The organism is Paenibacillus sp. FSL R7-0652, assembly GCF_038595045.1.
Lineage (GTDB): Bacteria > Bacillota > Bacilli > Paenibacillales > Paenibacillaceae > Paenibacillus.
The window spans coordinates 3,624,559-3,648,247 of the sequence record NZ_CP152001.1 but is presented as its reverse complement, the minus strand read 5'-3'; the positions used below and the strand labels follow the sequence as shown (position 1 = coordinate 3,648,247).

The window sequence follows — 23,689 nt, the reverse complement described above, 5'->3', positions numbered from 1 at the left end:
CGCGAGCTTTTTTCCATCGTTTGCGGGACAAGCGTTTCTTAAGGGGGAGATCGTGTTTGTATATAGGTATGGGGCAATGGAAATCCATGAATAATGTAATAAACTATAGTCATAACCAGACATATATCAAACACAGAGATCATACCAGAGGAGGAAACCACGATGTCATTTACAGATCAGGTTGTTGTTGTAACGGGTGCTGCACAGGGGATCGGTCGAAGTGTTGCTGAAGCATACGCAGTCGCCGGTGCGAAAGTTGTGCTTGCCGATGTCCAGGAAGCCGAGGGGGCAGCGGCGGCGGCTTCAATACGCAATGAAGGCGGTGAAGCCATCTTTGTACATTGTGATGTGCGGAAGGAGCAGGATATTCTGCAGTTATTTGATATCGCAGTCAAAGAATTCAAGCAGATTAACGTATTGGTAAATAATGCTGGCGTGTCCAGATGGAAGTCGCCCTATGAGCTGTCCGTGGATGAATGGGACGATGTGCTCCATACCAACGTGAGAAGCTGTTTTCTGGCAAGTCGGGAGGCGGCCCGGTATATGAAAAAAAATGAACATGGCGGCGCCATCGTAAATATGGCTTCTACTCGTGCACTGATGTCTGAGCCGGATAGCGAGGCATATGCCGCCTCCAAAGGTGCAATTACTGCCCTGACTCATGCTATGGCAGTCTCACTTGGCAAAGACCAAATTCGGGTCAATTGTATCAGTCCCGGCTGGATTGAGACCGGAGATGTGTCCAAACTCAAAGCTGAAGACCATGCGCAGCATCCATCCGGCCGGGTTGGCGTGCCATCGGATATATCAAGAGCCTGTCTGTATTTGTCCGACCCTGCTAATACATTTGTCACTGGGACTAATCTCGTAATTGACGGCGGCATGACCCGAAAAATGATATATGAGGACTAGAACCGGGACGTTGACCCGAAGCAGCTCTAGCGAGATTCCTCGGAAGTGAAATAAGCCCAAGTTAAGCACTTGGGCTTATTTGTTTTTGATAAGTCGGTTGCTATAATGAATGTGATTTTACAACAGAACAGAATGGAGGGAGTATATGTTCGGGAAAACATCCCGGAAGGTATTTTGGCTGTTATTACTGATCGGAGGAATGATAATGATCGGGATCAAGTCACCTGCTCAAGCTGATGACGTGGATATACGGGCAGCCTGGGTATGGCAGGCACAGTCTGTTAAGAGTGCAGGAGATGAGCTGCTGACAAATGCGGCTGAACATAAGATTAACCGGCTGTATGTGAACGTAGACATGACAATATCCAAAGAGGTATACCGGACTTTTATTGCCAAAGCGAGTCGTGAAGGAATTGCGATTGAGGCACTGGGCGGTGATCCTTCCTGGGGTGTCGAAGGCCGTGAAGGTCCTATGCTTCGATTAGTTTCATGGGTAAAAGATTATAATCAGGCGGTGGAGCCGGAAGAACGGTTCGATGCAGTCCACCTGGATGTCAAACCATACGTGCTTCCTGCATGGAAGGAAGACGCTAAACCTTTGGTGCAGTCCTGGATCAGCAATATGAAGCTGGTATTGGATCAGTCCAAGCAGGAAGGTGGAATAGCTGTGCATGTCGATTTGCCTTTCTGGCTTGATTCTTACACAGTCAAGGGCAGCCGAACGGCAGATGATGCAGATAACGAAGCACTGTCACACTGGTTTATTCGAAACATGGATCATGTGACGCTGCTCGCTTACCGTGATAATGCACAAGGAAGTAACGGAATTATTCGTCTGACGGAACAGGAAATGCAGTGGGCAGACGCAAGTGGTACTCGTGTTACTGTTGGGGTGAACACCAAGCCGATGCCCGGTGAAGAGTTTACCAGTTTTGCGGGTAAAAGTTCTTCACAGCTGGAAAGTGCACTGCAGGAGGTTGCTGCTGCATTCCGGGAGCACAAGTCTTATGCCGGTACAGCTGTACATGATCTAACGTATTGGGGAGAACTGGAGCCAGAAGAACAGCCGATGCCTGAGAAACCTGTGAACCCGCCTGCGAGTTCACCTGGCATTCGCGGCACCTACATCTGGGAGGCTTCGCAGGTGACGGATGATGGAGGCGACCACATACTGGCCTTCGCCAAGGAACAGCAGATCAATTGGTTATACGTGCGCCTTGATCTGGATCAGCCTTACTCCAGCTACCGCAGCTTTGTAAAAAGAGCAAAAGCCCAGGGAATCGAAGTCCATGCGATGGGCGGACATCCAATCTGGGGTAAAAAAGAAAATCGTCCTCGCATCAAACGGCTGATTGATTATGTGAAAAACTATAACGCCGAAGTGGAAGCAGATGAGAGGTTTGAGGGTATTCATCTGGATATCGAGCCGTATACACTCCCCGAATGGCAAGCTAATCGGGATACCCTACTGACCGAGTGGGCGTCGAACATTGCCTATTTCCAGGAGGAGACCAAGAAGGACAGCAGCCTTGAAACCAGTGCGGATCTCGCAGTGTGGCTGGATACTTTTCCGCTGCCGGGCAGGGATGTCTCTGTGACTGAATTTATGATTGACACGCTTGATCATGTATCTCTGATGGCATTTCGCAACACCGCAGAAGGCTCCAACGGAATAGCTGCCGTGGTAAGTCAGGAAATGGAGATCGCAGACCGTCTGGGCAAACCTCTGCTCATTTCTGTGGAAATGAAAGAAAACTTTGAAGGCACACATATTTCATTTCATGAAAAAGGAGCTGATGAAATGGAGAGCCAGCTGAGCAGGCTTCCAGATCTGCTCTCCAAGTATAAGGCATATAAAGGCAATCTGGTCCATGCTTATGATTACTGGATTGAAGCCAAACGTTAACGGATTTTAGGAATATAGAACACGCAGCTGGGATCGCGATGTGATCAAAAGAGGCTCAAAAAGAGGTTGATGAAATCGCCCGGGACTTCACTTTATGTGAGGTTCCGGGCTTTTTTTATGGAAAAAATCTGGAATAGTGTCACCGAATAGGCTCCTGCACAATACGATGTACGGTGATGAACAGCTGCTGTAAAGGAGGGAACAGGCGATGGCAGTAATTAAGACTAACTCGGAAGACGTCAAGCTCTTGGCGAGACTGATGAGGGCAGAGGCCGAAGGTGATGGAGAGCAGGGCATGCTGCTGGTTGGGAATGTCGGCGTGAATCGTGTGCTGGCGGACTGTCTGGATTTTGGCAATATCCGTGACATGAATCGCATGGTCTTTCAGAATCCTGGGGGGTTCGAGTCCACACAGAAGGGATACTTCTATCAGCGGGCAAGACAATCCGAGATTCGGTTGGCGCAGCGTGTCATTAACGGGGAACGTTTCTGGCCGGCAAGCAACTCGTTATGGTTTTTCAGACCGGTTGGCGACTGCCCGGCGACGTGGTATAACCAGCCCAATACGGGACGTTTCAAAGCGCATTGTTTCTTTAGCCCGACAGGTGAAGACTGTCCGGACGTCTACTAAGGGGTTAACAACATTTTTATATTCAGGGAGGAATTATTATGATTAATCAGCCTTATCAACCAACTCAAACTATGGGTCAGCAAGCAAATGCAGTAATGAGTGCACAAGCGAATTCTCAAGTTCAGGGAACGTCTTACAAAATCGGCAACAGCATGCCGTCGATGTCTCCAACACCAGGCATGGTATCGCCAAGCTCCACCAGTGTACCTCCGCTGGTATCCAGCGGAAGTCCAATGACACCGACAGGTACAGTGATTTCTACAACAGCTCCGCAATTTGAGCAGTCGTACATCGAGAATATTCTGCGTTTGAACCTGGGTAAATTCGGTACATTTTACATGACATACGAAGGAAACAAGGAATGGAACGCTCGCATATTCCAAGGCATTATCGAAGCAGCTGGACGTGACCACATCATTATCAGTGATCCTAAAACCGGCAGAAGAATTATGCTGCTGATGGTTAACTTCGACTATGCAACGTTTGATGAGCCGCTGCTGTATCAATATCCAGGCGTTGTGGGCAACTTCCCGCAAGCACCCAGCAGACTTTAATTGGTTAAGAATTTCCCATGTTATCTGACATAAGGCCTGCCGGCCAACACATACGGTAATCCGGGCTGTCCTGAATGCAGTGGAATTTGCAGACAGGGCAGCTTTTGCAATATATATTAGAAACTAAAGTAAAGTCGAAAATAAAAGTAACCTGAACAAGAATTTACGGCACTTACATATGAAAAAGAAAAAAAGGTGAGCGTCAGCTCAAACAGATCAGACAGCTGAAGATGACAGAAGAAAGGAGTCACGGAGTTGAAATCTTGGATTGAAGGAGCATTAAAGGGAGAACCGGAAGCTTATGAGCAGCTGGTGGCCCATTACCGCGGGATGGCACTTGCTGTAGCCTATCAACGGCTGCAGGATGTGTATACAGCAGAAGATGTCGTGCAGGAAGCTTTTGCAGAGGCATTCAGCAATCTGGTCAAACTCGAGAAGCCGGAGGCTTTCCCTGGATGGTTTAAAGTTATTGTGGAAAGACAGTGTTATCGCTGGTTGAGAAGCAGGAGGCATGCAGTTGTCCCTATTCAGGAAATAGAGCATGTATTTCTTGAAGAAGATCAGGCGCGTGATCCGGAAGCCCAGGCGATACAGAAGGAACTGAAGCAGACGCTGCACAGTTCCATTGCCAAACTGCCCTCGTCGATGCAAATTGTCGTTGATTTATTTTATTTTCAAGGCTGCACGCTGAAAGAAATATCCGATTTCCTTGGGGTGAACGTACCGGCGTTAAAGAAAAGATTGTTTGATGCCCGAGCTAAACTTAAACGTTCCATACCTGTGCGAAATCTGGCATCCATGTTTAACGAGCTGTATGAGGGAGGAAAAAGTATGCTGCATATTATGAATGGAGACCACGCCGCTAATCGGCTGCGGGAGAGCGGTATCCAGGGAGATATCGTTGTGTGGCGTGAACTGTACACCTACGGCCCTGTAACAACGGATATGGCCGACCGGAAAGCAAGGCAGCATCGAGCATTTGTGCTGGAAGACGAGCTGGGCATACCGCAGCAGGAGTATTTGCAGATCGAAGCTCTGGAGAACAAGCTTCGTTCACTGCAGCCGGATCAAGAGGTCGTACTGTGGTTTGAGCATGATCTGTATGACCAAACGATGTTGAGCTATCTGCTGCACTTATGGAGCAGTAAAACCTTTCAGAAGTTCAAGCTGCATTTGCTGTGTATTGATTCTTTTCCGGAGGTAGAGGATTTCAGAGGGCTGGCACAGCTCACCGCTGCTCAAATGCAGACCTTGTCCGGAACATGGCATGTAATCCAAGATGAGGAGATTCAGGCGGGAAGAGCGTTCTGGAAAGCTTATTCTTCGTCAGACATTTGTCATCACGAGCAGTATATGAAACATGCTTCTGATGCACTTCCTTTTGCCCGTACTGCGTTTCAGGCTCATCTGTCCCGTCTGCCATCCAGTACGAACGGCTTGGGCTGCATTGAGCAGGTAACACTGGAAACGATAAGAGCTGGTGTGGATCGTCCATATGCCCTGTTTCAAAAGGTAGGAGACAAGCTGTCTATTCTCGGGATGGGTGATCTCGAATATTGGGCACATCTAAGAAGAATGTCGACAGGGAAGTATCCGCTCGTCCGGATGACTGGGGCAGCGGATTTGCCAAAGTACAATCAGCATAATCAGGCTTTTCGCGAAGCCGAACTTTCTTTAACGGAACTGGGAGCGCGTGTATGCGGCGGTGAAGAGAATTGGAACAGCTGGAGAGAGGACGAATATTGGTCCGGCGGCCTGCATATCAGGAAAGGTAAAGTTTAAGATCAAATGTAATCATGTGCAGGGTGTGACAAAATGCATATCGTATACCTTGAACATCTCTATAGGAGAATTGGACAAGAACGTCCATTCTCCTATTTTCTTTTGTTTAGTAAATGTAAAAAAAACAGCGCAATTGCTGCCTTTGTAAATGAATTGTACCGATTTGGCCTTTAGGTGTCATAGGACACGGATTGACTGTGTAGTGTAGAATTATATAATAAAAGAAGCATATGCTTGTTATTCGAGGATAAACGGCAGGAGGTGGAAGCATTGGGAAGTTGAAACTGCATTTGAACGGCATAATGGCTGATATCCTACATTTTCGAAGGAGGTGGACCTATTTGCCGAAAGATCACGGCAAATAGGAAGAACATTTGAGTGACCCCTTACCGAGTATTATGAGTTTGATTTTAATCGGTTTACTTGTGTTAATGAATGGTTTCTTTGTCTCTGCAGAATTCGCAATGGTGAAAGTGCGGAGCAGCCGGATTGAGGCCTTAGTAGAGGCCGGTAATCGTAACGCGAAATACGCGTCTAACATTATACGTAATATGGATGCCTACCTGTCGGCTTGTCAGCTTGGCATTACGTTAGCTTCACTTGGGCTGGGATGGCTCGGTGAACCTGTCATTGCACGACTGCTTGCACCTGTTTTTACGGCATTTGGCCTGGGTCCGGTATATGTGCATGGCATTTCAATTGTGATTGCTTTTGTCATTATTACCATTTTGCATATTGTCCTGGGAGAACTGGCTCCCAAAACGATGGCCATTCGCAAATCTGAAGCGATCACACTGTGGTCTGCAGTGCTCCTGACGTTCTTTTACAAACTAATGTATCCCTTCATCTGGGCCCTGAACGGCATGGCGAATGGACTGCTCAGACTGTTTCGAATGGCGCCAGCCTCGGAACTTGACGATGCACATAGTGAAGATGAAATACGTATTCTTATGAAAGAAAGCAATAAGAGCGGTTTAATTGATAATACTGAATTAGCACTTGTTGATAATATATTTGATTTTACGGATACAACCGCCCGTGAGATCATGATTCCACGGACGGAAATGATCTGTCTTAACGCCAATCAGTCCATGCTGGAGAACTTGGAGATTGCAAGCGAAAGCATGCGTACACGTTATCCGGTGTATAACGGAGACAAGGATCATATTATCGGCTTCATTCACATTAAAGATTTGATGCGATCTCAATTAACGGACACGATATCCGTAATTCGTCCGATTCTGGCTGTGCCGGATACTACGCTAATTAGTGACCTGCTCAAGCGTATGCAGCGCAGCAAAACACAAATTGCTGTTCTGATCGACGAATACGGAGGAACCTCTGGTATGGTCACGCTTGAGGACATTATGGAAGAGATTGTTGGCGAAATTCAGGATGAATTTGACCAAGAGCGTCCGGTGATCGAACAAGTCAGCGAGCTGGAATATTCCATTGACGGATTAATGCTGATTGAAGAGGTCAGTGAACGATTCGGTATAGAGATGGACCGGGCTGATTATGATACGATCGGAGGCTGGTTATACTCCAGAGTAGAGGCTATTCCACCTGAGGTTGGTCAATCGGTTGAACATAACGGGTATCTGTTTGTGATTGAGGAAACAGAACACAAGCGGATTTCACGTGTGAATGTGGTGAAGCTTGAATTGCTTGTTGAAGGAGAGGGCGCGTAGTTCCTCAAGCGGTATTATTATAGGTGGTACACAGGAAAGCCGCTAATTCAGCGGCTTTTTTGCTGCACCGGAACAAATTGCTGATTCGGGTTGACGCTTGAAGAAGCTCATGGTATTATTCAACTCAATAAAAGAAGAGGGAGGCACGTTCCTATGACTCATTCCATGCGTCTTCGATAAGCAGGTCAAAAAAGCGAATTTCCACAATCGTGGGCTTTTTTGAACTGCTTATTTTACGTATGGAGAGAGATATAGGTTTCGATCGAATGGCTTATTTTGCTATGCTTCGATCGACGTGTCTCCATACGTTTATAATGCAGGTTCAAGTCCACGTGGTGGCTTGGATCTGCATTTTTGATTACCGTGATAAATTCAGAACTTAACGTCAAATAGAACCTCAAATAGAATTTAAGACCAGCATGGAACGCTCGCCTTAAAATTGAACCTGAAAGGAGCTGCCGGAATGAGTTGTTATATGCATTGGTATTTCTTTATATAATCCTCCCTTCTTGAATCGCAGGGAGATTCGTCCTGCGAGCATAACAACTGCGATTTTAGAGGGAGGAAATGAGATGAATGTATTAATTAACGCAAAAGAGATTGTTGTGGAATATGCCGGTCGTGAAGTGTTGGACATTGACCATCTTGAACTTTATGAATATGACCGAATTGGCCTGGTTGGAGCGAATGGTGCAGGCAAGAGTACACTTCTGAAAGTATTACTGGGCAGAACCCAAGTGTCGAAAGGAAACATCGTAAGGCACGGCAGCTTCGCTTATATCCCGCAGATGGAGCATGATATCGATCAGCAAAAAGTGAGTTCCGCACTTGCGGGCAAACTTGGCGTAAACAAAATCGATGCAGATCAGATGAGCGGTGGTCAGGAAACGAGGCTGAAAATCGCAGAGGCCTTGTCCGGCGCGGTACATGGCATCTTGGCGGACGAACCTACGAGTCATCTGGATACCGAGGGGATTGATTTTCTGATCCATCAGCTCTCATTTTATACAGGGGCGCTGCTGGTCATCAGTCATGACCGGTATTTTCTTGATCAAGTGGTCGATAAAATCTGGGAGTTGAAAGATGGAAAAATAACGGAGTATTGGGGTGGATATTCGGAGTATCTGGCCCAAAAGAATGAAATTCAGAAAAAGCAGGAAATCCAATATCAGCAGTATATGAATGAACGAGAACGACTGGAAAAAGCGATCAATGACAAGCGGAATCAGGCTCGTAAAATGGATCATAAAGAAAAAGGGGCTTCAAGGAAAAACAGCTCGGATCATGGCGGGCGGCTTGCACATCAAAAATCGGTTGGAAGTAAACAGAAGAAGCTGCATCAAGCCGCAAAAAATATGGAGCAGCGCATCGAAGCACTGGGTGAACTCAATGCCCCTGCTGTGAATCGTACGATACACTTCCGTCAGAATAATCCGTTAGGACTTCACAATCCATTTCCGATTACAGCTAAAGAGATCAATAAAACGTTGGGTGATAAGGTAATTTTGCAGAAAGCTTCGTTCCAATTCCCGCTTGGCGGTAGGATTGCACTAACTGGTGCAAACGGTGCAGGAAAAACAACGCTTTTCAAAATGATCCTGGAGCGCGAGGAGGGCATCATCCTGTCGCCAAAGGCAGAGATCGGATATTTTGCACAGAATGTGTATACGTTTGACCACCATCAAGCTGTTATGACATTTATGCAGGAAAACTGTGATTATCAGGTGTCCGAGATTCGAGCTGTGCTGGCATCTCTAGGATTTTCACAGCATGATGTCCGTAAGAAGCTGGCGGTATTAAGCGGTGGTGAGATAATGAAGCTGCAGCTGGCGAAAATACTGCTTGGAAGATATAACATTCTGCTTTTGGATGAACCGAGCAATTTTCTGGACATGCCTGCCACGGAAGCACTGGAGCAGATGATGAAAAGTTATGTGGGAACCATTATTTTCATTTCACATGATGCTCGTTTGGTCGAAAATGTCGCCGATCAGGTATATGCTGTAGAAAATAAACAAATTGTTCGAATCAGGTAGATAAATCCGATTCCGATAAATTTGACTATGTTCTTCATACGGGTTGGAAACATTTAGGTTTCAGAGATGTTAACCTTCCGAAACAATGAAAAGGACGCAGCCGATGGAACATCGGTGCGTCCTATTTTTTTGAAACCTGTCCTCCGTTCCGTCCGTTTAATAGATTACATGTCATTAAACCATAGAGTGAGGAGGAATGATGATGAAAAAGGCCCAACCATGGGACCAATCTATATACCGTAAGCCCATTTTGAAAATAACACTTGTTCTTGCTTTGATCACGCCAGTCTTTGTTGTACTGCCCGAAATTTCGTCAGCAGCTGGAAGTCCGCTGATAAATATAACGTCGGGTGCACGAACAGCTCCGCCGCCGCTGGAACCTTGGGATAATTTCATTCAATCACGAGCTGCCCAATCGAAACATATCTATCAGGCGATTTGTTCGTTAACGCGAGGAGAGAGGCTTCAAGCCGTTGTGAGAACAACTACAATGACCTATAAAGAAGTGAAAACCTTGTCCGTCAAATATCGGTTAGAGCGCTGGACCGGAACAGCCTGGGTCACATTCGCGGGCAGCTCTTCAACGGACACACAGACCAATGAACTTCGTTCAGGTTCTGATTGGGAAGTCCTTGCCGGTTATTATTACCGTGTCGTTAGTGTTCATACAGCATATGATGGAACCAAATCAGATCAGTCCACCCATACCTCACCTAGTGTGTTGTTTTGAGTTATTTGGATTGAACAGGAGCGTTTTGCTCCAGAAAATCATTGGCAATGGCAATCATTTCTTCTTCGGTCACCGTTCCAAACAGACTCATACTGAGTGTACCTGTCATCCACTGAATTGAATTGAAGGGTGGGCCTACATACACAAGAGCATCATTTCCATCTGTGAGCTTCACCGCTTTGCTCTTCTGCAGCGGTGTTTTCTCAAGAGACTGTCCGGGCCTAACATATTCATAGTTTATCTGTATAAGTTCTTCTGTATCACTTTTACCCTGGATGGAGTATCGAATTCTCATCATATCGGATTCATAATAGTCGTCAGGATTTACCGGATTCTCTGTATCCAGCAGCAGTTCATATTTCATCTTGTCAAAACGGGCAGGAATGGCTTTAGATAATATAAATTCTCCTAAAAACCCTTCACGAGCGATCTCTTCTGTCACAGCGACTGGTCGAAAAACATGTTTTTCGAGTTCAAAAACAGGAATACCTTCAGCATCAGCATGGAAACTGTAGTTTGACTCCATGTCAGGTGGTGGAGGTGTTTTGGCAGTAGAGGGATCGGGACTCAGATCCACAGACTTCTCTTCCACGATGATCGATTTCATGCCATTGCCCCAATTTTTAATCGATTGTACAAGAGGGGATACAGCTTGTGTTCCGGTTGGAAGGCTGAACAGAACGGCTCCAATCATTACGGAAGCAGCGACAAGGCCCGACAGTTTCAAGGTGCGTATTCTACGTTTATGTGCTCCAAGGATTTCAATCTCTCTTTGTACCTTGTGCCAGGATTGCTGCATGGATTGGGAACGGGAAGCAGAAGGGGCGGTGGCAGCTTGCTGGAAAGCTTCATCAAAAGCCTGTTCAAACGCCGCATCAAAATATTCATCTTCCAGGCCTGAATCTAGTGGTTCTTCAAGCTTATTTAGCCTGCCTCTGTTCAATGCTTCCACCCCATTCCTTATGTAATTTCTTCTTGATACTGCCGCGGGCTCGGAATAAACGCTGCTTCACAATGTCCTCGGTAGTATTCAATAATTCTGCAATCTCGCGATAAGAGAAACCTTCTTTCCAACGCAGCTCGACCAGCACGCGGTATTCAGGTTTCAACTGGGAGAGATAGTGTTCAATAGACTCCTGCATCATTTGTGTCTCGACCATACTTTCCACCGAAGCGGCTGTCTGATTCATGGTCTCTATATCTATAAAAACACTATCCGTATCCAATTGGTTACGATTTTTTTTGTTTTTTCTCAAATAATTAATTGCAGTATTCCGGGTCACCACCTTGAGCCAGGCTTTAAGTTTAACCTCGTCTTCGAAGAGGGGTTTGCTTTTAATAATTTTGATAAACGCTTCCTGAATAATATCCTCTGCCGCTGCGCGTTCCTTGATGATATATACGATCAGTCCATATACCATATTGTAATACTCATAATATATTTCTTCTTGAATTACAGGTCCTAATTGATGAAAATCGGATGCAAGTAAAAGCTGGAGCCGATTGGCCATGATGTTCTCCTTTCTGGTCAACAGTCCACAAACATTGGTATCATTACATTTTACAACAGATTATGGAAGCGATACAATGTCCGATAGACCTGATTACAGTTCTGAAAAGAGGGAGTTCTGACCCTGTTTGATGTTTGCTGAAAAAGAAAAAACAGACGATCTTGCAAACCATGGAATCCATGGCAGCGAAAATCGACTGTTCAATTCAAAGTAACGCTGATTTAAAAATTTGAAATCGCGGCTGCACACATTTTTTTAAAATGCCCAATTTCCTTTCAGGAAAATCGGTTCACGGTCACCACTTGCTGTAATGCCATAGATGTCTGTCTCAGATGAACCCATCATGAAATCAACATGGGTTATGCTGGAGTTCATACCGCGTTCCGCAAGCTCTTCGGGAGACATCGTTTTGCCTCCTTCGATATTGGAAGCGTACGAACTGCCAATTGCCAGATGGCAGGACGCGTTCTCATCATACAGCGTAGTATAATACAGAATGCCGCTTTCCGAGATTGGAGAGTGGAACGGTACGAGCGCAACTTCGCCTAGGTAATGAGAGCCTTCATCCATAGAGATGAGACGCTCCAACGTTTCGTGACCTTCCTCTGCATGAAAGTCCACAATCCGTCCCTTCTCAAATGTGAGCGTAAACCGGTCAATGATGCTGCCGCCGTAACTTAGCGGTTTGGTACTCGACACTGTGCCGTTCACACCGTATTTTGCTGGAGCGGTATACACTTCTTCCGTTGGAATATTGGCTACAAAAGGGGTACCTCGCTCGTTTACGCTGCCAGCCTGAGCCCAAATATGCCCTTCAGGAAGCTCGATCGTGAGATCTGTGCCCGGGGAGATGTAATGCAGTGCGTGGTACTTTTTGTTGTTGAGCGCTTTGGCTCGTGACTCTAGTCGTTCGATATGCTGTTCCCACGCAGCAATAGGGTCGTCAAGATCTGCGCGTACGGCTGCAAATATCGCTTCCCAGAGCTGACTCATCTGTTCTGCTGGAGGCATGTCCGGAAACACCTTGGCAGCCCAGTCTGGTGAAGGGCAGGCGATGCCGGTCCAGCTCATTTTATCTGCCTGCAGGTACTGACGGTATTTGGCCATGGCCTGTCCGAAGGCTCGCTGATTCGCCGATATTCTTGCAGGGTCGATGCCCTTCATCAGATCAGGACTGGAGGATAAAATGGTCAGAAAGACAGCATTGTTCTCCGCCAGAGCTTCCATCTCCGCAGCATGCCACTTGGGAGGCTCTTCGAAGGAGTCCTCGGGAGCCATTTCAAAGCGTAAACGGTTGACCGTCTCATCCGAATATTTAAAGATAACCTGCTTAGCACCTGCTTCATAACCTTTACGGACAAGCAGCTGCACGAGAGGCGCGGCATCGATCATTGCGTTGATGACAAAAGTCTGTCCCGGCTGCACGTTTGCCCCAACCTTGACAGCGAGTTCGGCGTAACGATCCAGTTTTTGTTCAAAACTTAACATAGAATCTCCTCCGTAATGCTAGGTATTAGTATAGATCCAGACACAGCAAAAGAGAGGAGAAGTCTCCTCTCTCTATAACAGGGGAGTCATTAAAACGCCCAGTTTCCATTCACAAAGATCGGCTCTTCCGCACCTTCGGAAGCTACACCGTTGATATTCATCTCACCCGAACCAATCATAAAATCAACGTGGGTCAGACTGGAGTTCATACCGTGTTGGGCCAGTTCTTCCTTAGACATCGTTTTGCCGCCTTCGAGACAGAACGCATAGGCGTTTCCGATCGCCAAATGATTGGACGCGTTTTCGTCAAACAGTGTGTTGTAGAACAGAATATTTGTATCCGAGATCGGAGATTTGTGCGGAACAAGTGCTACCTCGCCGAGATAATGTGCGCCTTCATCGATCTCGATCAGGTTTTTCAGTGCATCCAGACCTTGTTCAGCTGTGTAATCCACAATTCGTCCGTTTTCGAATGTGAGGGAGAAGCCGTCAATCAGATTACCACCATGACTGAGCGGTTTGGTGCTGCGCACAGTACCATTTACTCCTGTCTTGAGCGGCGCAGTAAATACTTCTTCTGTCGGCATGTTAGCAATGAACACATGCCCCTGCTCATTCACGCTGCCGCCAGATACCCAGATATGGCCTTCTGGAAGTTCAATGGTCAGATCTGTACCTGGAGCGGTGTAGTGCAGTTTCTTGTATTTTTTACGATTCAGAAGATCAGCACGGGAGTCAAGGTTATGCAGGTGGGTTTTCCATTCTGCGACAGCATCCTTCTCACCTATCCGTACCGTCTGGAAAATAACATCCCACAGACGGTCCATTTGCTGAGCTTCAGGCAGATCCGGGAATACTTTAGCGGCCCATTCAGGGGAAGGGACGGCTACGATCGACCAGCTGAACTTGTCAGCCATTTGGTAAGCACGGTATTTCTCCAGCGCTTTCCCGCGAACTTTTTGACTGGTGACGATACGCTCCTGAGCAACACCGTTCAACAGATCCGGATTTTCCGCGATAACGTGCAGCACTGCTGCGCCTTCCTCAACAAGCTCGGTCATTTCACCTGCGAACCATTTCGGTTCGATGGAGAATGCCTCATCCGGGGCCAGATCATAATGAAGACGGGTAACCGTCTCGTCACTCCAATTGACTTTGACCAGCTTAGCACCAGTGCTGTAAGCAGCCTTGACAATTAAGCGTACAAAAGGAGCTGCTGTAATCGGGGCATTCACCACAAGCGTCTGGCCAGGGTGCACATTGACACCTACTTTGACAGCCAGTTCAGCATATTGCTGCAGATTCGATTCAAAATTGTTCATGCTATTTTTTCCTCCAATGTGTTATGAATGTCGTAGCTGGCGGTCTATAATAGTCCTCTTTGAAGTAAGGGAGGAGTCTGCATAGGGCCTTCATTGAATAATGTATACGATGCTACGATATATATTGTACAATTAACCAATAATAATTACCAAACAGCTTTGCCAGAAAGTTGGATAAAGCTGTAAACCCAAAGATTTTAGAGAATACTGCGGAGTGAAGAATTCCGTAGAAATGCTTTAAACGAGAGATTAAAAGGAGAGTATGAAGGTGACTGTTGAAATTATTCGCGCTGAAATGCGCCGTGAGGATGAAAAAAGTTTTGTTGGAAGTACGGTATTCAAAACGGCTGGGGATAAATCCGTCTATGAAATCACGTTTATGAGCAAGAACGGCAAGGATTGGGACTACAGTTTGCACTTTACGGAGCAATCCGGAGACGAGGAAGAACTGTTGAAAATGGACGAGCTGCTTGAAAATGATGATGATTTGTACAATCAGCTGCTCGATGCTGCTTTAGATGCTTATCCGGCTTGATTCGCTGCAGATGTTCTTGTTCTAATGTCTGTTTGACATGACTATACTAGACGGTGTGTGCCCTGAACGGGTACGCGCCGTCTATTTTATATTGAAATCCCGAATAGATGATCCAGAAAAGGGAAAGTCTACGAGATGAACAAACCAGAGAGACAATTCGCCTGATGGGGGGTAACCGTGAATGGCATTTGACAATCTGATTACTTCAGGAATGACCAGTTATGAGGAAGCTGCTCCTGATATTTTGAGCTTGCGTACCCTTTTTGTGAATGTCGTGTTCATTGGAGAACCGGGAAGCAGGAATTGGGTCCTTGTGGACACGGGCATGTCGAAATTCACGAATTGCATTGTTGATATGGCAGCTGAACGTTTTCCAGGTCCACCGTCTGCCATTATACTAACCCATGGTCATTTTGATCATGTGGGAACAGTGATCGAACTGGAGCAATTCTGGGGCGTGCCGGTGTACGCACATCCACTGGAGATTCCATATCTAACGGGTTTGAAAAATTATCCCCCTGCAGATCCTTCTGTGGGCGGAGGGTTAATGGCGCGTCTGTCTTTCACATATCCTAACGAAGGGATTAACCTGGATGATCGAGTGTTCAGTCTTCCGCAGGATCGTTCAGTGCCTGGTTTATCAGGATGGAACTGGCTGCACACACCAGGTCATACACCGGGGCATATTTCCTTGTTCCGTGAAGCGGATCGTTTACTGATTGCCGGTGACGCGATTGTCTCGGTAAAACAGGAATCGCTCTGGAGTGTCCTGCTTCAGGACAAACAGCTGCATGGACCTCCGGCCTATTTTACAACGAATTGGCAGGAAGCCCATCGATCTGTCCAGCAGATCAGACACCTGGAGCCAAAGATGGCCGTAACGGGACATGGGCATGTGTTGAGCGGAGAGATGCTCCGTGAATCCCTTCAAGCGCTTGATCAGCATTTTGAAGAAGAAGCGGTACCTAAACAGGGCGAATATGTGGACTGAAGCCGGATGCCTGTGTTTATAGGAGGCGCTGAATACTGAGCAGGTCTTATCAAGACAGCCGCTTAACGAGCAGCTGTCTCTTTGGTTTGTAATCCTGTTCTTCATTTGTTCTCGAACTCGGATTGTTATTTTATGCCCAATCATGATATAGTCGAGCCGTATAATATAACCTTAGTATGCAGGAGGTACATATAACGATGACACAACAGAATACAGCGTTTGAGGAACAATTTGGTGGTATTCCTGCGGTATGGCTGCGCTTTGGTCCATTTGAAGCCGCTGTCCTTCCTAGTGTTGGTGCGAATCTGGTTGCTTTCCGGGATACGGAAAAAGGGTACAGCTATCTGAGAGAGCCCGATCAGGATCAGATGGATGAATTCATGGCGGCTCCAGCCGTGTATGGTATTCCTGTTCTATCCCCGCCTAACCGCTATGAAGACGGTCGTTTCCCGTGGAATGGTAAAGTGTATCAGCTGCCGATTAATGAGCCTGCGACAGGCAACCATCTGCACGGATTTTTACATGATGCAGCGTGGACAGTAGAGGGGTACGGCACCAATGATCTGGAAAGTCATGTTACACTCAGCCAAAGTATCGGCGAAGGACATGCTTTTCACAAATATTTGCCATTTACATTCACTGTAACACTTCGCTATTCTTTGAGCAGTCAAGGGCTGCAGCAGCAGCTAATCGTAAACAATACGGGTGCTGAATTTATGCCGAACCTGTTTGCTTTCCATACAGCGATCAAAGTACCTTTTGCACCGGACAGCCAATCTTCGGACTACACGGCCAAAGTAACTATCGGTCAGCGCCGTGAACTGAATGAGCGCTCTCTGCCGACCGGACAATTTCAACCGCTTTCACCAGAAGAAGAGCAGCTTAAACAAGGCGGGGTTAGTCCGTTTTTTGCAGCGATGGATAACCACTATACTGCTGAGCCGCAGAACGGCCGCAATTATATGGAACTGACGGATCACCGCACGGGTGACAAGCTGGTATACGATGTCGGTACGTCCTATAAACATTGGATGATCTGGAACAACAATGCCTGCAATGAATTTTTCTGTCCGGAACCACAGATGAATCTGGTTAATGCCCCGAATGTGGAAGGCATTTCAGCGGAAGAGATGGGACTTGTCGGTCTGCAGCCAGGTGAACTGTTTGAACAAACGAGTCGTTTGTATCCGATTGCTGCTCGGAAATAAATGATGCGCATCTGAAGCTTCGTACGGTTAGTCTGTTTTGCGTTACGCTTACAATTTTGCCCGAAAAGGTGAAAACCTGCTCGTAAATCATGTATAATATGACGAGATACACAAGCTTTGTAGAGACCCAGACCAACTTTTTGGAGGAGGACAAGCAAGTGGAATACCGCATTGAGAGAGATACGTTAGGCGAAATGAAAGTACCAGCCGACAGGCTGTGGGGCGCTCAGACGCAGCGCAGCAAGGAGAATTTCCCGATTGGACGCGAGCATATGCCGATGGAAGTCGTGCGCGCGCTTGCCATCTTGAAAAAAAGTGCTGCGGCAAGTAACCATAAATTAGGAAAATTATCAGCGGCGAAAGCAGATGCGATTGCTTATGCGGCAGACGAGATTATCGCAGGGCGCATTGATGACCACTTCCCATTGGTTGTGTGGCAGACAGGCAGCGGTACGCAATCCAATATGAACGTGAATGAGGTCATTGCTAACCTTGGTAATCAGCTGCTGGAGCAAAAGGGTAAGGAAGAACGACTGCATCCCAATGACGATGTAAATATGTCGCAGAGCTCCAACGATACATTCCCGACAGCGCTGCATGTTGCGGGCGTTCTGGCTGTAGAAGATCAGCTGCTGCCGGCGATTGCGGTGCTGAAAGCGACTTTTGCCGCAAAAGTGGAAGCGTTTAAAGACATCATCAAAATTGGACGTACTCATCTCCAGGATGCAACGCCGATTACGCTTGGCCAGGAGATCAGCGGTTGGGAAGCGATGCTGGGCAAGAGTGAGCGTATGATTCGCGAGAGCGTAGAATATATGAAAGAGCTTGCAATTGGCGGTACGGCTGTAGGAACGGGAATCAACGCACATCCCGACTTTGGTGATCTTACAGCCAAAGAGATCGGTAAACATACAGGCAAAGATTTCGTATCTGCGCCAAACAAATTCCATGCACTGACAAGCCATGATGAAGTGGTCTATGCTCACGGGGCAGTCAAAGCGCTTGCAGCAGATCTGATGAAAATTGCCAATGACGTACGCTGGCTCGCGAGCGGTCCGCGCAGCGGTCTTGGTGAGATCCGAATCCCCGAGAATGAGCCGGGCAGCTCCATTATGCCGGGTAAAGTAAATCCTACACAGAGCGAAGCCATCACGATGGTTGTGACACAGGTGATGGGTAATGATGCTGCGATTGGATTCGCGGCCAGCCAAGGTAATTTTGAACTGAACGTATTCAAGCCGGTTATTATTTATAATTTCCTGCAATCCGTGCAGCTGCTTGCTGACTCTATCGTTGCTTTCAATGACAAGTGTGCTGTGGGGATCGAGCCGAATCTGGATCAGATCAAACATAACCTGGATAACTCGCTTATGCTGGTTACGGCGCTCAATCCTCATATCGGATATGAGAATGCAGCGAAGATTGCGAAGCTTGCGCATAAGGAAGGGTTGTCTCTGAAGGAGGCTGCATTACAGACAGGACTTCTTACAGAGGAACAATTCGATCAATACGTAGACCCGGCCAAAATGATTGCACCGAAGGCTTAATATCTATTATTTTTTATATGAATACGAATAAAGTCCCGGAACGGCCTGCGAATGCAGGTCGTTTTTCTTATTTGCGCAGCACATTTTGCTTGTCAGACGATACCTATACATATAAAATACTAATGCAGCAGATTTCAACGATATAATGCAGTATTCATCTATATTTTGGAGGGTTCCACGTTGTCTAAAACGAGAAGATTTACGATACGCTCCAAAATTGTTTTGGGCTATCTTGTAGTGGTTCTTTTATTTGGTGCAGTTCTGCTGGTACTTTCGGCCCAAATTAATGTGCTGCAGAAGGAAAATGACTTTATCAGTCATCATGATCTGGATGTACATAATCTGACCAATGCGATTGAAAAGAATGTGCTGGATATGGAAACAGGGCAGCGTGGTTATATGCTTACCGGTAAGGAAAGTTATCTTGAACCTTATGATCAAGGGCTTTCTGAGTGGAATTCCAATTATGATCAGTTATATGCTCTCATCAGCGATAACCCGACACAGCAGCAGCGGCTGCAGAATATTAAGTCCCATATTACCCGCTGGATCGAGATTGCCGGTGAACGATCTGTAGAGCTGAAGAAGGAAGGGGACCAGAGCAAGGTTCTCGCTTTCTTTGCAACCGATCCAGGTAAAAACGAAATCGACCTGCTTCGTTCCCAGCTCGCCGACTTCCGCAGCACAGAGATTATGCTGACAGAAGCAAGGGTGACGGATTTGGCGCACCGCAGCTCAACGCTGCTGACAATCATGTATACCCTGTGGGGCTTAATCGCAGCACTATCCATTGCCGCCGCTTTGATTGTTTCACGCAATATTGTAAGCACGCTTCAAGAAGTGAAACAGACGATAAGTGATATTTCGAGCGGTGGAAACCTGAAACAGCGGATACGTGTGCGAACTCGGGATGAAGTGGCTGATCTCGGTCATGAAACGAATAAGCTGCTGGATGAAGTTCAGGAGCAAAATCAAATTAAGGACAAGCTTACCGGCATTGCTGCACTTTTGCAAAATCCAACGACACTGGAAGGGTTATCCCGTTTGTTCCTGAACGAGCTTGCTGTGATGCTGGAGATTCCGTACAGTGTGCTGTATTACTGGAAAGATAACCGACTGCTGCGTGTGGCTGCTTATGCAGGAGAGGGTGAGAAAGAACGTTCTCTCGGAAAAATATCACTTGCACCTGGCGAAGGGTTAGTGGGCCAAAGTGCGATTGAGCAGCGAGTGCTGCGAATGAATGATTTACCCCAGAATTACATCCGGATCTCATCCGGGCTTGGTTATGCCTCGGCCAATTCACTCACCGTTGTACCGATCCTGTTTGAAGGCAGGACCATCGCTGTTGTTGAACTGGCCTCGATGAAACCTATACCGGAGCGAGCAATGGAATGGATTAAGGAAATAGCGGTTATTTTCGGTGTTTCACTGCATTCCACCTTTACACGGATGGAGCTGCAGCACCTTTACGATGAATCACAGGTCTTGAACGAAGAGCTGCAGGTGCAGTCGGAGAAGCTGCAGCTGCAGGCGGAGGAGATGCAGTCTCAGACAGAAGAACTGCAGATGCAGACGGAAGAACTCTATATGTTGAACGAACGTTTGGAAAGTCAGAAAGGCGCGGCTGAGAATGCAGCTCAGGAACTTGAAGTCGTTGCCGATCAGCTGCGGACCAGTTCGGGGTACAAGTCTGAATTTCTGGCGAATATGTCGCATGAACTGCGTACACCTCTCAACAGCATGCTGATTCTGTCCGAGATTTTGGCTGAGAATAAACATCATCATTTGAGCAGCGAAGAGCAAAATTATGCTGCCGTGATTCACAGATCAGGTAAAGATTTGCTTCACCTGATTAATGATATTCTTGATCTGTCCAAGGTTGAGGCGGGACAGATGGAAGTCGAATTCGATGATGTTTATCTCGATACGCTTTCCGAAGTGATGAATCAGTATTTCTTAAAGACGGCAGAGCAGAAAAAAATCGACTTTCGAATACAGCTGCAGAGTCCCCTTCCCGAAACGATTGAAACGGATGAGATGCGGCTGCATCAAATTCTCAGAAATTTGCTCTCGAATGCATTTAAGTTTACGAGCGAGGGTGAAGTTGCTTTGACCATCTCACAGATGCGATTGTCTGACCCTGATCAAGCAGGTCGGGATACAGATGTGATTGCTTTTTCTGTAAGTGATACCGGAATTGGCATTGAGGAGAGCAAACTGCTCCAGATTTTTGAAGCATTCAAACAGGCTGATGGTGCTACCGCACGTAAATACGGCGGTACGGGATTGGGGTTGTCCATCTCGCAGTCACTTGCTTCATTACTGGGCGGCTCCATATCAGCAGCAAGCCGACCCGGACAGGGGAGTGTGTTCACGCTGTTCCTTCCTCTGCAGAGAGAGGGTGCGGCTGTCCAGGAGGAACCAAACTCCAGACTTTTCCTTCATGAAGCGGCAGGATCATTGGTAGAAAAACGAAGCATGTCTCCCTCAACTCAGACTGAGATGGACTTGAAGGATGGGGATATGCTGCTGACTCCGCTTGAGGCATCATTATTCAGCGATCGTCAGATTCTGGTTGTTGATGACGATATCCGTAACGTTTATGCGCTGGCGAATGCACTGGAGCGATACGGCATGAATGTGGTTTCGGCTCAAAATGGCACGGAATGCCTGGAACTGCTGGAACAGGGAACAATTAAACCGGACGTTATTCTCATGGATATTATGATGCCGGAAATGGATGGATACGAAACAACCCGTCAGATTCGGGAGCGTCTCGGGCTGACACAAATTCCAATCATTGCGCTCACTGCAAAAGCGATGAAAGAGGACCGGGAGAAATGTATCTCCGCAGGAGCAACGGATTATCTCAGCAAACCGCTGAATGTCAAAGACGTACTGTCCCGGATGAAATTATGGCTGAATCACACGAATGAGAAGATGGAGATATAAAATACAACCTTGTTGAACCTATGTCAATGACAGCATGATGTGATGTTGTCGGCAGGCATAGGTTTTATTTTTTTCATGTAAGCTTATTTTTGGAAAATGATGTTATAATACTTAACAAATGAATGGGGTTATTGATTTGATTATCCCGTTTTTTGATTAAGAAATCTGAATAGATCCATTTTATGAAGAGTTTCCGTCTTTTTAATGTTAATTATATGGGAGGTCATGTCCATGCAGCTTACCGTTCAAGAAGCTTTACAGGTATATCCGCTGTCCGAGGCCAAACTGGTTGCAGGCGGGGAAGGCACTTCACGAATGATGAAGTCTGTCAACGTCATGGACGCTCCTGATATTGCAGAGTGGATCAAATCTGGAGAGATGCTGTTTACAACTGCTTTTATGATGAAAGACAGTGAGACGGATGCGATCCGACTGATGCGGCGTCTGAATGAACGGGGATGTGCCGGTCTTGGCATCAAACTAGGACGCTTCTGGCAGTCCATCCCTGATGGTATTGTGGAGGAAGCTGACCGGCTTCGGCTGCCGCTGCTGGAGCTTCCGTTCCAATTTACTTTCTCCGATCAGATGAATGCCTTGTTTAGAGCGGAACATGAACGCAGTCATCGACTGCTGCACGAAGTGGTACGCAAACAGAAGAAACTGATGCAGTTTGCATTACAGCAGCAGCATCATCGTAATGTGTTTGCCGAAATAGCCCTAGTTCTCAACTATCCGATTGCAGTAATAGGTTCCCGCGGGCATGTACTCTATGGCAGTGATGCAATGTCAGACAGCGCAGTTACACAGGGGTGGCCCTGGAGGTCAGTGATGCACCGGGTGAAATGGAATCAGGGGAGCTGTCACCGTGTGCCAATCAAACAAAAGGACGAAGAGTACGGGTTCCTGCTCGTATACACAGAATCTGCCTTGTCTCTGCGTGCAGAGGAGGATTTGTTCCAGCAGGCGGCTGATGTACTCGCCTTCTATATGGATATGACTTACCGTGAGCACATCAATCCAACGGTTCAGGATGAGATGCGTACACTGCTTACCCAGTATGTGGACCAAAAATTGACGATACAGGAACTGATGACGTTAAGCGAAAATAAGGGTGTGCATCTCTTCCAGGGGACGTATCAGTGTGTGCTGACCACGCTTGAACCGAATCTCTTCGCAGAGGGCAAGCTGCTTAAACAGATTCATCGTGAGCTGCAGTACAATCCGCTGATGCAGTTTACATCTGCCCAGCATTTTCAATTGAATGAGGGAATCTTGTCCATCTACAGCTGTCCAACCGGCCGTGATTATGGGGAGGAGTTATCCGCTTTCCTGTTAAATCGGTTTGCTGACGTGTTCACCGCTCAAGACGTTAAGGGAGCACCGGGCCCGCGTTTCTGGATTAGTAAAATGAAGCACGAGCCCGTGTCGCTGCGCGAAGCGTACCATGAATGTCTCGACACACGTCAGCTGGCTCACAGGTTTGGCATGAAGGACCGTGCCCTGCAGTTTGAGATGTTGGAATTTGCGTATGTGTTCCAGCATGTGCCGGAGCAAATTATGGAGAATTACTGCAATAAAGTGCTTGAACCGCTGCTCACAAGAGATGGTGATCCCAATCAGGTACTTATGAACACATTGGAGTCATTTATTGAAAATGACGGGTTAATTAACGAAGCGGCCAAACAGCTCTATGTGCATCGCAACACGGTAACCTACCGTATGGAGAAAATCGGAAGTTTGCTGCAGATGGATTTCAAGAAGACCAACGATTTGCTTAAATTAAAACTGGTTTTCACCTTCCGTAAATTTGTGCAGGAGAAGACGCCTTCGGTCCGAGTTCGAATGTAAAAGATTGCCGCATGCTGGTCATACTCGTACGGTTGGTCATGTGCA

Annotated in this window: 18 protein-coding genes; 14 read left to right on the top strand and 4 right to left on the bottom strand. The window is 46.9% G+C overall.

Annotated features, from left to right (window positions below):
• The first annotated feature begins 162 nt into the window (after positions 1-162).
• The 8 genes from MKY97_RS16105 to MKY97_RS16070 all read left to right on the top strand — a co-directional run bounded on the left by MKY97_RS16105 (position 163) and on the right by MKY97_RS16070 (position 10,242).
• Positions 163-912 (top strand): glucose 1-dehydrogenase, encoded by a 750-nt coding sequence (locus MKY97_RS16105; protein ID WP_342551360.1) that lies wholly within the window; start codon positions 163-165, stop codon positions 910-912.
• Between the two features lie 205 nt (positions 913-1,117).
• Positions 1,118-2,818 (top strand): hypothetical protein, encoded by a 1,701-nt coding sequence (locus tag MKY97_RS16100; protein WP_342551359.1) that lies wholly within the window; start codon positions 1,118-1,120, stop codon positions 2,816-2,818.
• Positions 2,819-3,026: 208 nt separating this feature from the next.
• Entirely contained in the window at positions 3,027-3,449 is a 423-nt protein-coding gene (locus MKY97_RS16095; RefSeq protein WP_251503986.1) for a cell wall hydrolase, read from the top strand.
• 152 nt (positions 3,450-3,601) lie between these two features.
• Positions 3,602-4,003 carry a spore coat protein GerQ gene (gene gerQ / locus MKY97_RS16090; protein WP_342556359.1) on the top strand — a complete coding sequence of 134 codons (402 nt, stop codon included), beginning with the start codon at positions 3,602-3,604 and terminating at the stop codon, positions 4,001-4,003.
• Between the two features lie 255 nt (positions 4,004-4,258).
• Entirely contained in the window at positions 4,259-5,785 is a 1,527-nt protein-coding gene (locus tag MKY97_RS16085; RefSeq protein WP_342551358.1) for a sigma-70 family RNA polymerase sigma factor, read from the top strand.
• Positions 5,786-6,183: 398 nt separating this feature from the next.
• Positions 6,184-7,476, top strand: coding sequence for a hemolysin family protein (locus MKY97_RS16080; protein WP_342556358.1), 1,293 nt, complete (start codon positions 6,184-6,186; stop codon positions 7,474-7,476).
• A 572-nt stretch (positions 7,477-8,048) separates the two neighbouring features.
• The gene (locus MKY97_RS16075) at positions 8,049-9,512 is read left to right on the top strand and encodes an Msr family ABC-F type ribosomal protection protein (protein WP_342551357.1); all 1,464 of its coding nucleotides are present in this window, start codon (positions 8,049-8,051) and stop codon (positions 9,510-9,512) included.
• Between the two features lie 196 nt (positions 9,513-9,708).
• Positions 9,709-10,242: a hypothetical protein gene (locus tag MKY97_RS16070; RefSeq protein WP_342551356.1), complete on the top strand. Its 534-nt coding sequence runs from the start codon at positions 9,709-9,711 to the stop codon at positions 10,240-10,242.
• Between the two features lies 1 nt (position 10,243).
• Here MKY97_RS16070 and MKY97_RS16065 read toward each other — a convergent pair whose 3' ends face one another.
• From MKY97_RS16065 to MKY97_RS16050, 4 genes are all read right to left on the bottom strand, one after another.
• A complete protein-coding gene (locus tag MKY97_RS16065) occupies positions 10,244-11,185 on the bottom strand; it encodes a hypothetical protein (protein WP_342551355.1) in 942 nt (313 codons plus the stop codon).
• Entirely contained in the window at positions 11,163-11,753 is a 591-nt protein-coding gene (locus MKY97_RS16060) for a sigma-70 family RNA polymerase sigma factor (RefSeq protein WP_342551354.1), read from the bottom strand. Before MKY97_RS16060 ends, MKY97_RS16065 begins: the two co-directional genes overlap by 23 nt.
• A 255-nt stretch (positions 11,754-12,008) precedes the next feature.
• Positions 12,009-13,241 carry an aminopeptidase gene (locus MKY97_RS16055; protein ID WP_342551353.1) on the bottom strand — a complete coding sequence of 411 codons (1,233 nt, stop codon included), beginning with the start codon at positions 13,239-13,241 and terminating at the stop codon, positions 12,009-12,011.
• Positions 13,242-13,330: 89 nt separating this feature from the next.
• A complete protein-coding gene (locus tag MKY97_RS16050) occupies positions 13,331-14,563 on the bottom strand; it encodes an aminopeptidase (RefSeq protein ID WP_342551352.1) in 1,233 nt (410 codons plus the stop codon).
• A 262-nt stretch (positions 14,564-14,825) separates the two neighbouring features.
• On the opposite strand from MKY97_RS16050, the gene MKY97_RS16045 reads away from it, so the two are divergent.
• From MKY97_RS16045 to MKY97_RS16020, 6 genes are all read left to right on the top strand, one after another.
• Positions 14,826-15,098, top strand: coding sequence for a hypothetical protein (locus MKY97_RS16045; RefSeq protein ID WP_342551351.1), 273 nt, complete (start codon positions 14,826-14,828; stop codon positions 15,096-15,098).
• 181 nt (positions 15,099-15,279) lie between these two features.
• Entirely contained in the window at positions 15,280-16,089 is an 810-nt protein-coding gene (locus MKY97_RS16040) for an MBL fold metallo-hydrolase (RefSeq protein ID WP_342551350.1), read from the top strand.
• A 197-nt stretch (positions 16,090-16,286) separates the two neighbouring features.
• Positions 16,287-17,297, top strand: a complete 1,011-nt coding sequence (locus MKY97_RS16035) for an aldose 1-epimerase (protein ID WP_342551349.1) — start codon at positions 16,287-16,289, stop codon at positions 17,295-17,297.
• Positions 17,298-17,455: 158 nt separating this feature from the next.
• Positions 17,456-18,844, top strand: a complete 1,389-nt coding sequence (gene fumC / locus MKY97_RS16030) for a class II fumarate hydratase (RefSeq protein ID WP_342551348.1) — start codon at positions 17,456-17,458, stop codon at positions 18,842-18,844.
• A gap of 180 nt (positions 18,845-19,024) precedes the next feature.
• Positions 19,025-21,796 carry a CHASE3 domain-containing protein gene (locus tag MKY97_RS16025; RefSeq protein WP_342551347.1) on the top strand — a complete coding sequence of 924 codons (2,772 nt, stop codon included), beginning with the start codon at positions 19,025-19,027 and terminating at the stop codon, positions 21,794-21,796.
• 231 nt (positions 21,797-22,027) lie between these two features.
• Positions 22,028-23,644 carry a PucR family transcriptional regulator ligand-binding domain-containing protein gene (locus MKY97_RS16020; protein WP_342551346.1) on the top strand — a complete coding sequence of 539 codons (1,617 nt, stop codon included), beginning with the start codon at positions 22,028-22,030 and terminating at the stop codon, positions 23,642-23,644.
• The last annotated feature ends 45 nt before the right edge of the window (positions 23,645-23,689 follow it).